Here is a 12,123-nt window from a genome sequence, read left to right as displayed (position 1 = left end):
CGCAAAACCTCGATTAGAAGTCGTAGCGGGCAGCCAGCTGGAAGTCATCCTTGTTGGCAGTCGCTTTGCCGGCAACGCTGTCCAGATTGTTGATGCGGTACTCGCCAATCACCCGCAGGTTCTTGTTGAATTTGTACTGGGCACCCAGGGTGTAGTAGTCAATGGCATCGGTTTTCTTGCCGCCAGTGACTTCCTGCTCCTGTTTGTTCCACAGGGCCATCAGACCGAAGCCGTTCTCGAAGTTGTAGCCCAGCGCGGCTTCCCAGCCGGTATGGTCGGTGCCACTTTGGACAAAGTCAGAGCCATCGGCATAGCTCAGAGCCGCATAGGCCGCCTTGTTGTCGAACTTGGCAGAGATCAGCCACAGTTTGGCGTCTTCGGTATTCTTTTCCTGACGTTGGCCAACGTTGTAGGCGGTACCCAAAGACAGATTGAACGGGAAGGTGTAAGCCACGGCTGCACCATAGGCTGGGTCAGCTGCGGAGGTCTTGTTGCTGCTCTTGTCTTCTTCTTGGCCGCCATCAAATTTGTAGCTGGCATCAAACTGGAAGCCATTGAACAGGCCGGAATACTTCAAAACAGAACCGGCGCGGTTGGTGGCGAAGGTGTCGGTCTTGGCGCCCAGCGCTTCGTTGCCGTAGCCGTCGGAGAGGGAGACATCAGTCCAGTCGGCCAGGAAGCCCGGGGCCCCTTTCTGGCGACCGAAAGTCACGGTACCCCAGTCAGCGCCTACACCGGCAAAGGCCAGACGGGTGCGCAGGTTGTCTGTGCTTCCATCTTTACCCAAGGTCTTTTCGCTGTCGTTGATGTACATCTGCACTTCGTACTGGGCCAGAGCCTTCAGGCCGCTCTGGATCTGGGTCTCGGCCTTGGCACCGAAACGGACAAACTGGTTTGCCCCTTGCTTGGCGCTGTAATCCTTGGTGCCATTCGGATTGGCAGTATCGACGTTTTCTTTCTTGTCGCCGAAGAATTGGCCAGCGTAGATACGGCCATAGAGATCCAGCATGGAGGTGTCATTTTTGTACACTTCAACGGCTTGAGCCTGGAAGGCTGCGGTGAGAGCCAGTGCCACTACAGTCAGCTTTTTCATCTTAATCCCTTGTGGTGTTGCAAGCTTTTGTTTTGAAAACGGGGTCATGCTAGGCAGCAGGGATGACAGCGGGGTGACAGTTGGATGAAGAGTCGATGGCAATTGGGTTGCAATTGGATGAATTGGCTACATTCTTGCTCGCAGCGGCTACTTTTGTGCGCAAAGGTTTGCCCTTGTGGTAGAATGCCGCCCGTTTTCGAGCTCCATAGGTTGGATATGCGATGAGACGTGAACTGGCAATCGAGTTTTCCCGAGTGACGGAAGCGGCTGCACTGGCTGGCTACAAGTGGCTCGGACGTGGTGACAAGAATATCGCTGATGGGGCGGCCGTAGCGGCCATGCGCCACATTCTCAACCAGATCGAGATCGATGGTGAGATTGTGATCGGCGAAGGTGAAATTGATGAAGCGCCGATGCTCTATATTGGCGAGAAGGTTGGTACCGGACACGGCGACGCGGTGGATATCGCGGTCGATCCCATCGAGGGTACCCGCATGACTGCCATGGGTCAGGCCAACGCGCTGGCCGTGCTGGCAGTGGGCGACAAGGGTTCTTTCCTGAAAGCGCCTGACATGTACATGGAAAAGCTGATCGTCGGGCCCAAGGCCAAAGGAGCCATCGACCTGGATCAGGCTCTCGAGCTGAACCTGAAGTCCGTGGCCAAGGCGCTGGGCAAGCCGCTCTCCCGTCTGACCGTCATTACCCTGGCCAAGCCGCGTCATGACAAGGCAATCAAGGAGATGCAGGGTCTGGGCGTGCGGGTGTTCGCCATTCCTGATGGTGACGTTGCCGCCTCCATCCTCACCTGTCTGCCGGACAGCGAAGTCGACATGCTGTATGGCATCGGCGGCGCACCGGAAGGGGTGATCTCCGCGGCGGTGATCCGCGCGCTGGATGGCGACATGCAGGCCCGTCTGGTGCCGCGTCACCGCGTCAAGGGCGACAGCCCGGAAGTGCGTGCGCTGGGCGAGCAGGAAATTGCCCGCTGCGAAGCGCTGGGCATCGACGTCAACAAGGTGCTCAAGCTGGAAGACATGGCGAAGAATGACAACGTCATCTTCTCCGCCACCGGCATCACCAAGGGTGATCTGCTGGATGGCATCACCAGCGATGGCGTGATGGCGACCACCGAGACTCTGTTGATCCGTGGCAAGTCGCGCACCATTCGTCGTATCAAGTCGATCCATTATCTTGAGCGCAAAGACAGCGTGGTACGCGATATCATCCTGTGATGATGGCTCGCTGAACCGGCTGTGTTGTCTGAAGCCCGATCGCCCGTGCGGTCGGGCTTTTTGTTGTGTGCCAGCTACGTTTGTGCCGCCTCTTCGGCTATGGTGGCTCAGACCGTCCCAAAGGAGTGGAGTCTATGGAGTGTCGTAGCGGCTGCGCTGCCTGTTGCATCGCCCCCAGTATCAGCAGTGCCATTCCCGGTATGCCAGATGGCAAACCGGCTGGCGTCCCCTGTATCCAGCTCGATAGCGCCCTTGGCTGCAAGATCTTCGGTCAACCGGAGCGGCCGGCGGTGTGCGGCGGTTTTCGCCCCATGATGGATGTGTGCGGCAGCCACCGTGCCGAGGCTATCTGGCTGATCGGCGAGCTGGAACGGCTCACCACCTGACGAGGGCAGGGCGAAGAGATAAAAAAAGAGGCCGCATCATGCGGCCTCTCGCGTTTCTGTTTGCCGGGGATCAGACTCCCGCCAGTTCCAGTGCCTGACGATAGTACTCGTTGGCCTTGTTGGTAAGGCGGCGTTTGTCCATCAGCTGGCCGAGAGCGTGATAGGCGGCGGCGCTCGGCGCCCGCTCCACCTCCTGCTCCAGCAGCTTCTGGGCATCATCCAGCTGACCGGCCAGCAGATAGAGCTGGGCCAGTGCGGTGTCCACCTCCGGTTGCCCCTGCTGTTTTTGCAGCAGCGCCAGCAGCGGGTGGTAGCTGTCGAGTTTCAGCTTGGGCAGGCGAGCCAGCAGCTGCGGCATCGGCTGTTTGCGCAGCGCCTCCTGCCACAGGGTGGCGGCTTCGCCGTCGGCACCCAGCTGGCGCAGCAGATCGCCGTAGCAGGCCAGCAGTTCTGGCTCGAGGCGCAGTTTGCGCGGCAGATCCTGCCACACCGCCTTGAGGGTCTCGAGGCTGCCGGCAGCCTGTTGCAGGCGACCAGACCAAGCCTGTTGCAGCAGATCTTCTTCCTGTTTCGGGGTCAGCTTGCCCACCTTGTGCAGGCTGGGAATAAGGTCGCACAGGGCGCTCCAGTCCTGACGGGCCAGATGCACCTGACGCAGCTGATCCAGCACCATGGGGTGGCGCGGGTTGAGGGCGTAGACCGACTCCAGCATCGCCAGCGCGGTATCGTACTGGCCCTGCTCGATTTGCAACTGGGTCTGGGTCAGGGTGAGCGCCAGCTCTGCCTTGGGGTTCTCCTCCTGCGCTTTTTGCAGGTATTGATCCCGGCGGGCGTCGTCACCACGGGCCTGTGCCGCCTTGGCGGCGCTCAGGTAGTTGAGCAGCGGGGTGTCGCTGTTGCTGGCCCCCTTGATCAGCAGCTTTTCAGCCTGACTGTAGTGCCCTTCGGCCATTGCCAGGGTGGCGGCGACGGTCTGTTGATTGGCCTTGCGGCGGCGGCGCGAGCCGTACCAGCCGAGGGTCTTGCGGCGCAGGCCGAATACCCGACCCAGCAGCCACTCGACGATCAGCAGGGCGCCGTAGAACAGCACGGCCAGGATCACCGCGCTGGTGACGGAGGATTCGATGGTGTAATTGCCAAGAGCAATCAGCACATAGCCCTTGTTACCGGAGGCTTGCGGGCCAAAGATCAGCCCTGCGACCATCACGGCAACCAGAATGATTATACGGATCATGGTGCCCTCCTCAGCTGCTGGCCAGAATGCGTTGCAGGCGTTCGGTCAGCACCTGCTCCAGTATCGCCTGGGTCTTGAACTGTGCCGGATAGTCGATCTGGATTTGCTCACCCTTGAGCTTGTCGATCTCGCCCTGCATGTAGCGGGTGGCGCTGTTGTCGGTGTCGAAATACTGGGTCAGCCAGCGCTGGGCCTTGTCCAGGCTGTCTTCGTAGAGCGCCTGCTGCTCGCGATAGACGGAGAGCTGGGCCTGCAACAGCTTGGTCTTGAGGTTTTCACGCAGGAAGATCTCCTGTTGCGGCGAGAGCAGCGCCTCTACTGCACCATCGCGGCGGCGGATGGTGACGAAGTTCTCGGTGAACTTGACCCAGTTCTTCTTCAGGTTGCTCTCCCACTCGTCGGGATTGGTGCTGACAGCCTGATCCGGTTCGGCCTTGGCTTCCGGCATGCTGACGGTGGAGAGGGGCAGCAGCTCGATCTGGTCGGACAGTACCGCCAGCTTGAGGGTCAGCCCCTCGCGGTCGATGCGCGGCATCCCCTTGAGCTTGGCGATATCCTCGGCCAACGCCTTGCGGATCGGCATCAGGCTGGGGTCGTTGAGGGCAGCGATGCGCTCGTCGGCATTGCCGAGCAGGGTGATGGCGGAGACGAGGTCATGCTCCAGCCACAGCTTGCGGCCCGCCATCCGTACCAGATACTCGGATTCGGCAAGCATCCAGTCGTTGGGGCGCTTGTCATTCAGATCCAGTACCCGGTTCTGCAGACCCTGCATCTCCCCCTGCAGTCGCTGCTGGGTTTGATCCAGTGCGGCCAGCTGCTCGGCATCCTTGCTGCTGGTCTGGTCGATCTTGCTCAGGGCGCTCGCCAGCTGCTGCTTGAGCTGGGCCAGTTCGGCCTGCTGGGCCACGGCGTTCTTGTGACCGTGCAGATAGAGACCGCCGGTCAGGCCAAGGGCCAGCAGGATGGCGACCCCTCCCAGTACGGCACCGGAGCGGCTCTTGCTGCCATTGACCGCAGCGGTCGGCTGGGGTTTGACCTGGGATTCTTGTTGTTCTGTCATTCCATCTTCCTCAGTTCCAGTGCGGCCGTCATGGCCTGGTTGGATGCACCTTGGGCAATCGTGATATGGATAAAGCCCGCGGAGTGGGCCATCTCGGCCACGCGCGGGCTGGGGACCACCAGCAGGCGGTCAAAAAGCCAGGGCCGCTGGTGGTCGGGAACCAGCTCCAGCAGCCGTTGCAGCAGTTCACCACTGGTAATGAGCAGGCTGTCCAGCCCCGCTGCCTGCCAGTGGTGGGTTAATGTGTCCCCGTCTAGCTCGGGGTAGTGGCGCTCATAGGCCGCACAATAGTGCACCAGAGCACCGCGTGAGGCCAGTGTGCTGGCGATGAGATCCCGCCCGCCATTGCCGCGCAGGATCAGCACCCGTTTGCCTGCTACCTGCTGCAGGGCGGGCAGGGCCAGCAGCCCTTCGCTGCGCGGGTCATCCGGGCAGCTTGCCGTGATGCCGATGGCGGCAAACGCATCTGCGCTGGCCTGACCCACCGCAAAGTACTCAATATGTGGCCAGGTCTGACCAGTTTGCAACAGAAAATCGTGTGCAAAATGAACGGCATGGATGCTGACGGCGATAACCGCGTCAGCACTGCGCAACAGGTCGGGCAGGAGAGGGAGTTCACTGCCCGCCACGGTTTCCAGCAGCGGGCTGCAGAGTGGTGCATGGCCGTGCTGGCGCAGCAACTGCACCAGCTCGGCGGCCTGAATGGCCGGACGCACCACCAGCGGGGTCATGCGCGGTAGACCTCGGCCAGGATCTCGTCGGCACCGGCTGCCAGCAGGCGCTGGGCCAGTTGCTCGCCGAGGGCCTCACCATCGGCCAGCGGGCCGCGGATCTCGTCGCGGATCACCTGGCTGCCATCCGGGCTACCCACCAGACCACGCAGCCAGATCTGCTCGCCTTCGACCAGTGCGTAGGCACCGATGGGGACCTGACATCCCCCTTGCAGGGCGCGATTCATGGCGCGCTCGGTCAGTACCCGGGCGCGTGTTTCGGCGTGCTCCAGCGGCGCCAACAGAGCGTGCAGCTCAACATCGTCGAGGCGGCATTCGATGCCGACGGCGCCCTGACCGTTGGCAGGCAGGCTCTGTTCCGGCTCGATAAAGGCGGTGATGCGGTGCGCCATCTCCAGTCGTTTCAGACCGGCGGCGGCGAGGATGATGGCGTCGTATTCACCGGCATCCAGCTTGGCGAGGCGAGTGTTGACGTTGCCACGCAGGTCGCGGATCACCAGATCCGGGCGGGCGGCGCGCAGCTGGCACTGGCGGCGCAGGCTGGAGGTGCCGACCACGGCCCCTTGCGGCAGTTCGGCAATGGCCTTGAAACGGTTGGAGACGAAGGCATCACGGGGATCTTCCCGCTCGCAGATGGTGTGCAGGCCGAGCCCCTCGGGGAACTCCACCGGCACATCTTTCATGGAGTGAACGGCGATATCGGCCCGCCCTTCCAGCATGGCGGTCTCCAGCTCCTTGACGAACAACCCCTTGCCGCCCACTTTGGCCAGCGGGGTATCGAGGATCTTGTCACCCTGAGTGCTCATGGGCACCAGTTCGACCTGCAACTGCGGGTGCAGGGCTTCGAGCCGGTCTTTGACAAAGTTGGCCTGCCACAGGGCCAGCGGGCTCTTGCGAGTGGCAATTTTCAGGGTTCGGGCTGCCATATCAATCAGTTGTTTCATTTTTAGAAGGAAATCGATATTACCACCCTTTGCCCGGGCTTTCATGGCGGAGCCGGCAAAAGCGGGGCCAAGCTCAAAAATGCATGCTGAAAATGATTTTCATTAAGCAAGTTGTGTTGATTAATTCATTGAATGTATTGGAATTTAATGATTTCCCCTGATACTTGATGTGGTCATACCAGAAATAATCTGGTGTTTAGCTGAAGGCTTGTTTACCACCGCTGTTTGCATTGTTAACATGATCACACTTTTTTGACGTATCCCCCCTTTTGGTGCGTCATTTTCACTTAGGTGATAGGCAGGGCATTGCAGGAACACATCGATACGCTGGTTGCGCGTTATGACGATATTACCCGTCTCAAGACGCAACGGGCGTTAGGCCTCATGAGTCGCTATGGGCAGCAGGTATTCCAACTGCTGCCTGTCATGCTGCACTTCAATCATCCCCTGCTGCCCGGTTATGTCTCCGGTGATGTCCCTCATGGCATCTGGAGCTTCAGTGCCACCGCCGAGCAGCAAGCCTTTATCGATGACCTCTGCCGCAACGCCAACTGCCAGAGTGGTCTTGCCACCCATGATCGAGCCATTCAGGGGCTCTACTCCATGGGCAGCACCTCCTCCATCGGCCAGTGCTGTCACTCCGATCTCGATATCTGGGTCTGCCACGTGGCCGGTTTGTCGCAGGAGCGGCTCGATCTGCTGGAGCTGAAGTGCCAGCAACTCTCCAAGTGGGCCGAACAGCGTGGGGTCGATCTCAACTTCTTCCTGATCCCGGAAGACAAGTTCCGCCAGACCAACGATGCCCAGATGCAGGGGGAGAGCTGCGGCAGTGCCCAGCACCTGCTGCTGCTCGACGAGTTCTACCGCAGTGCCATGCGTATCGCGGGCAAACGCTTGATCTGGTATCTGGTGCCCACCGAGTGTGATGATCACTACGATGAGTATGTGAACGAGCTGTTCGAGAGCGGCAAGCTCAAGCAGGACGACTGGCTCGATCTCGGCAGTTTTGACCGTATTCCGGCCGAAGAGTATTTCGGCTCCGCCCTGTGGCAGCTCTACAAGGGGATCGACTCCCCCTACAAGGCGGTGCTCAAGTCGGTGCTGATGGAAGCCTACTCCCACGAGTATCCCAACACCCGCCTGCTGTCGATGATTGGTCGCGACTGGTTCCAGCACAACGAGGGGATGCACTACCGGCTCGACAACTACTGTCTGATGCTGGACAAGGTGACCAACTACCTCAAGTCCATCGGCGACATGGCTAGGCTCGATCTGGTGCGCCGCTGCTTCTACCTCAAGGTGTGTGACGGTCTCAGCAATCCCAAGGATGATCACTCCCCCGAGTGGCGCCGCGAGCAGATGAGCCAGCTGGTCTCCTACTGGGGCTGGAGTCAGGACAAACTCTATCAACTCGATCATCGCCATGAGTGGAAGATCGAAGAGGTGAAGATCGCTCACGCCGAGCTGCTGGAAGCCCTGATGCAGAGCTACCGCAATCTGATCCAGTTCGCCCGCCGCAACAACATCAGCGAGTCGATCAACCCGGAAGATATCGGCATTCTGTCGCGCAAACTCTACGCCGCGTTCGAGAGCCTGCCGGGCAAGGTGCAGCGGGTGAACCTCAAGATAGCGCCAGATCTGAGCGAGCCGGATCTCAGCTTCGTGCAGGTGCCTCACGGTCGCCTCAACCGCGCCGGCTGGTATCTCTACAAACATTCTCTGGAGCCGGTGGACATCATTGGCCGCGCGCCGCTGGAGTTCAACGGTTACATCAGCAAGCTGGTCTCCTGGGCTTACTTCAACGATCTGCTGACCCCCCAGTCGCGGGTGCACCTGTTCAATCAGGGCTCGGATCTGCACATCGACAATCTGCACCAGTTCTGCCGCGATCTCTCCGGCTGCTTCCCCGAGAAGTACCCGCTGGCCACCAATCTGGCTCTCAGTCGGCCGTGCGAGATCCGTCAGCTCTCCATCTTCCTCAACCTGGAGATGGACCCGACCAGCCACTGGGTCGGTCAGGTGATCGAATTTGACGCCAATACCGTGGATGTCTTCTCGTTTGGTCGCAATCAGGAGTGTCTGGTCGGTTCGGTGGATCTGGTCTATCGCAACTCCTGGAGCGAGATCCGTACCCTGCACTTCCAGGGGGATGAAGCCGTGGTCGATGCCCTCACCACCATCCTCGGCAAGATGCATCAGGATGCTGCCGCCCCCGAGATGATCGAGGTGTTCTGCTACAGCCAGCACTTCCGCTCTCTGGTGCGCTCCCGCTTCCAGACCCTGGTGGCGGAGTGTATCGACCTGCGTCTAGCCCGCGACAAACAGCAGCTGGTCAAGACCATGGCCCTTGGCCGCGAGAAGTACGGCATCTTCTTCGAGCGGCGCGGGGTGTCGGTGAAGAAGCTGGAAAACGCCATCGATTTTTACCGTCACATCTCCCACAACAAGCTGGATCACCTGCCGCTGCGGCTCGACAAGACCCACAGCCAGCATCTGCCGAGCATCGTCGATGCCTACGCCAGCGAAGGGTTGGTGCAGTTCTTCTTCGATACCCGGGATGCGGGCACCAACATCTATATCCTCGATGAGGCGAACAGGGTGGAGATCTACCAGCACTTTGCCGGCAACAAGGATGAGCTGGTGGCGGGGGTCAACCGCTTCTACACCTCCAATCACGAGCGGTTCAGCGATGATGGGCAGTTCATCAACTTCAACCTGCCCCAGTACTACGAGATAGTACAGGTGAATGGCGAGCTGGATGTGATCCCCTATCGCAGTCAGGGCACTCTGCGCGAACAGGTGCCGCCCGCTCGAGAAGTGGGTTGATCCGTCAGTTGGAATCGCCATAAAAAACGGCCTGCAGATGCAGGCCGTTTGCTTTTGCGGTTGTTCATGCGCCGAGACGAGCCAGCAGCCAGCTGCGAATGTCGCCGAGCTGAGGACGGCAGATCTCGTGACGCATCGGGTACTCGTGCCACTCGGGGGTGAGTCCGGCGCTTTCCAGCCGGTTCTTGGCATCCCAACCGAGCGACAGGCTCACCACATCGTCGTAGATGCCGTGCATGTAGCAGATGGGCAGAGTGCGAGCAGCCTCGCTCATCTCGCCGAGCAGCTTGTCGGGGGCGGCCAGATAGGTGGACATGCAGAGCAGGCCCGCCAGCGTTGCCTGATAGCGCAGCGCGGTGAAGGAGGCAATCACCCCGCCCTGAGAGAAACCTGCCAGCACGATATGCTCGGGGGCAAACCCGTCGGCCACCAGCTGATCGAGCAATGCGGCAATCTGGTCGGCTGATTCACGGACATGGGACTCCACGGCCCGCTCGGCGGGATCCTCGAAGCTCCTGATGTCGTACCAGCCGCGCATCTTGTAGCCCATGTTGATGGTGATGGGGCGCTCGGGGGCATCCGGCAGCAGGTGACGCACCGGTAGCTCGGCGGGCAGGTCCAGCGCGTCCACCAGCGGGGCGAGACCGGCGCCGGAATCACCCAGCCCGTGCAGCCAGATCACCGCGTGACGGGCGCCCTGCGGGTGCAGGTCAATCATGGGAACACCACATCTTCGCCCGCCTGGGCGGTGCAGGATTGGCTCAGCAGTGCCTTGAGCTCGTGGCCGAAGCGGTTGTCGATCCAGGTGTCACCCTGCAGTTCGAAGTGGAAGCCGTTCTCGCGGGTGGCGACCCAAATCTGATGCAGTGGCTCCTGCTTGTTGATGATGACCTTGGTCTTGTTCTCGAAAGAGAGGGTCAATACGCCGCCGCTGCGTTCGCAGTCGATATCCGGATACCCCTCGTCGAGGGTGTCTTCCACATATTGGAAAAAGGCGTCGGTCAGGGCGTGATACTCGTGATCCTTCATCGGTTTATCCTGTTGCTTTTAACAATGTGAGTGCGATTATAGAGGGCCAAAAATTTTTTCGCAGCGAACCATTATGATCACCCAGTTCACCAAGTGTCTGCTTGCCACTCTTCTGTCCCTCGGGTTGGCCGCGTGCGGTCTGAAGGGGCCGCTCTATATGCCGCCCCCCGAGCAGCCACAGAGCCAGAGTACACCGCAAGCAGCACCGCCTGCGACCTCCGAGGCTGCCACCGAGGCCGCGCCGCACTAATGCCGCACCCATTCTAGGAAGGAACCGCCCCCTTGGATCACTTTAACTACGACGCCGACGGCCAGCTTCAGGCCGAGCAAACCTCGCTGCAACAGCTTGCCGAGCAGTACGGTACCCCGCTTTACGTCTACTCCCGTGCGACCCTCGAGCGCCACTGGCACGCCTTCGACAAGGCCGCTGGCGATATTCCCCATCTGATCTGCTATGCGGTGAAGGCCAACTCGAACCTGGCGCTGCTCAACCTGCTGGCCCGACTGGGCTCGGGGTTTGACATCGTCTCCGGTGGCGAGCTGTCGCGGGTACTGGCGGCGGGCGGTGATCCGGCCAAGGTGGTCTTCTCCGGCGTTGCCAAGAGCGAGGCCGAGATGCGCTTGGCGCTGGATAAAGAGATCCTCTGCTTCAATCTGGAGTCGGAAGCCGAGCTGGAGCGCCTCAATCGGGTGGCGGGCAGCATGGGCAAGAAGGCTCGCGTCTCGGTTCGGGTCAATCCGGATATCGATGCCGGTACTCACCCCTATATCTCCACTGGCCTCAAGCAGAACAAGTTCGGCATTCCCATCGAGCTGGCGCCAGCCATCTATCGCAAGGCGGCCGCGATGGCGAACATCGAGATCGTCGGGGTGGATTGCCATATCGGCTCGCAACTCACTGAATTGAATCCCTTTATGGAAGCGGCTGACAAGTTGCTGCGGCTGATCGACGGTCTGGCTGCAGAAGGGATTCATATCCATCATCTGGACGTGGGGGGCGGCCTTGGGGTCAACTATGGTTCCGAGCAGCCACCCCATCCGACCGAGTATGCCGAAGCGCTGAAGCAGAAGCTGGCGGGCCGGGATCTGACCCTGCTGTTCGAGCCGGGCCGCGCCATCGTCGCCAATGCTGGCGTGCTGCTGACCCGGGTCGAGTACCTGAAGCCGGGTGAGACCCGCAACTTTGCGCTGATCGATGCCGGCATGAACGACATGCTGCGCCCCTCGCTCTACGGCGCCTGGATGAACATCATCGAGGTGGATAGCCGTGCCGGTCATGCTCCCGCGCTCTATGACGTGGTGGGCCCGGTGTGCGAGACCGGCGACTTCCTCGGCAAGGAGCGCACTCTGGCTATTGCCGAGGGCTCCCTGCTGGCAGTGCGCTCGGCCGGTGCCTACGGCTTTACCATGTCATCCAACTACAACACCCGTCCGCGCGCTGCCGAAGTGCTGGTGGATGGTGCCGAGGCGCACCTGATCCGCGAGCGTGAGCAGTTGGCCGATCTCTGGCGCGGTGAGCACCTGCTGCCCTGATGCAGTAGATAGAGATGACAGAATTTTACAGCCCTGACAGCACAGGAGTGCGCGA

General features: G+C 60.5%; 12 protein-coding genes. 5 read left to right on the top strand and 7 right to left on the bottom strand.

The annotated features are described in order from the left end of the window. Nucleotides 1-13: 13 nt before the first annotated feature. Nucleotides 14-1,093 carry a porin gene (locus tag AB5Y90_RS10325; protein WP_005355196.1) on the bottom strand — a complete coding sequence of 360 codons (1,080 nt, stop codon included), beginning with the start codon at nucleotides 1,091-1,093 and terminating at the stop codon, nucleotides 14-16. Nucleotides 1,094-1,314: 221 nt separating this feature from the next. Here AB5Y90_RS10325 and glpX point away from each other — a divergent pair, with 221 nt between their 5' ends. Next, nucleotides 1,315-2,325 (top strand): class II fructose-bisphosphatase, encoded by a 1,011-nt coding sequence (gene glpX, locus AB5Y90_RS10320; protein ID WP_005336386.1) that lies wholly within the window; start codon nucleotides 1,315-1,317, stop codon nucleotides 2,323-2,325. A 134-nt stretch (nucleotides 2,326-2,459) separates the two neighbouring features. Continuing rightward, the gene (locus tag AB5Y90_RS10315; protein ID WP_005336384.1) at nucleotides 2,460-2,711 is read left to right on the top strand and encodes a YkgJ family cysteine cluster protein; all 252 of its coding nucleotides are present in this window, start codon (nucleotides 2,460-2,462) and stop codon (nucleotides 2,709-2,711) included. Between the two features lie 70 nt (nucleotides 2,712-2,781). On the opposite strand, the gene AB5Y90_RS10310 is transcribed toward AB5Y90_RS10315, so the two are convergent. Genes AB5Y90_RS10310 through hemC form a run of 4 tightly spaced genes read right to left on the bottom strand, consistent with a single transcriptional unit; the run spans nucleotide 2,782 to nucleotide 6,662 of the window. Beyond that, nucleotides 2,782-3,945 (bottom strand): heme biosynthesis HemY N-terminal domain-containing protein, encoded by a 1,164-nt coding sequence (locus AB5Y90_RS10310; protein WP_201990620.1) that lies wholly within the window; start codon nucleotides 3,943-3,945, stop codon nucleotides 2,782-2,784. Nucleotides 3,946-3,955: 10 nt separating this feature from the next. Further along, nucleotides 3,956-5,005 carry a uroporphyrinogen-III C-methyltransferase gene (locus AB5Y90_RS10305; protein WP_368166848.1) on the bottom strand — a complete coding sequence of 350 codons (1,050 nt, stop codon included), beginning with the start codon at nucleotides 5,003-5,005 and terminating at the stop codon, nucleotides 3,956-3,958. Continuing rightward, the gene (locus tag AB5Y90_RS10300) at nucleotides 5,002-5,736 is read right to left on the bottom strand and encodes a uroporphyrinogen-III synthase (protein WP_019444863.1); all 735 of its coding nucleotides are present in this window, start codon (nucleotides 5,734-5,736) and stop codon (nucleotides 5,002-5,004) included. The genes AB5Y90_RS10305 and AB5Y90_RS10300 overlap by 4 nt, the downstream gene beginning before the upstream one ends. Further along, nucleotides 5,733-6,662, bottom strand: coding sequence for a hydroxymethylbilane synthase (gene hemC / locus AB5Y90_RS10295; RefSeq protein ID WP_139740585.1), 930 nt, complete (start codon nucleotides 6,660-6,662; stop codon nucleotides 5,733-5,735). The genes AB5Y90_RS10300 and hemC overlap by 4 nt, the downstream gene beginning before the upstream one ends. Before the next feature lie 324 nt (nucleotides 6,663-6,986). On the opposite strand from hemC, the gene AB5Y90_RS10290 reads away from it, so the two are divergent. Next, complete coding sequence (locus AB5Y90_RS10290; protein WP_139731423.1) at nucleotides 6,987-9,506, top strand: class I adenylate cyclase; 2,520 nt, start codon at nucleotides 6,987-6,989, stop codon at nucleotides 9,504-9,506. Nucleotides 9,507-9,570: 64 nt separating this feature from the next. On the opposite strand, the gene AB5Y90_RS10285 is transcribed toward AB5Y90_RS10290, so the two are convergent. Next, nucleotides 9,571-10,224 carry an alpha/beta hydrolase gene (locus AB5Y90_RS10285; protein WP_279500642.1) on the bottom strand — a complete coding sequence of 218 codons (654 nt, stop codon included), beginning with the start codon at nucleotides 10,222-10,224 and terminating at the stop codon, nucleotides 9,571-9,573. Then, entirely contained in the window at nucleotides 10,221-10,535 is a 315-nt protein-coding gene (gene cyaY / locus AB5Y90_RS10280; RefSeq protein ID WP_047438752.1) for an iron donor protein CyaY, read from the bottom strand. Before cyaY ends, AB5Y90_RS10285 begins: the two co-directional genes overlap by 4 nt. Nucleotides 10,536-10,608: 73 nt before the next feature. Between cyaY and AB5Y90_RS10275 the strand changes: the two genes are divergently transcribed. Together AB5Y90_RS10275 and lysA are read left to right on the top strand one after the other, a co-directional pair. Next, nucleotides 10,609-10,785: a lipoprotein gene (locus AB5Y90_RS10275; protein WP_074045189.1), complete on the top strand. Its 177-nt coding sequence runs from the start codon at nucleotides 10,609-10,611 to the stop codon at nucleotides 10,783-10,785. 32 nt (nucleotides 10,786-10,817) lie between these two features. After that, complete coding sequence (gene lysA / locus AB5Y90_RS10270) at nucleotides 10,818-12,068, top strand: diaminopimelate decarboxylase (protein ID WP_064335261.1); 1,251 nt, start codon at nucleotides 10,818-10,820, stop codon at nucleotides 12,066-12,068. Nucleotides 12,069-12,123: the final 55 nt, after the last annotated feature.

It is taken from the genome of Aeromonas sp. R4-1 (genome assembly GCF_040908325.1).
Taxonomy (GTDB): Bacteria; Pseudomonadota; Gammaproteobacteria; order Enterobacterales; family Aeromonadaceae; genus Aeromonas; species Aeromonas veronii.
This window is presented reverse-complemented; position numbering and strand designations above follow the sequence as displayed.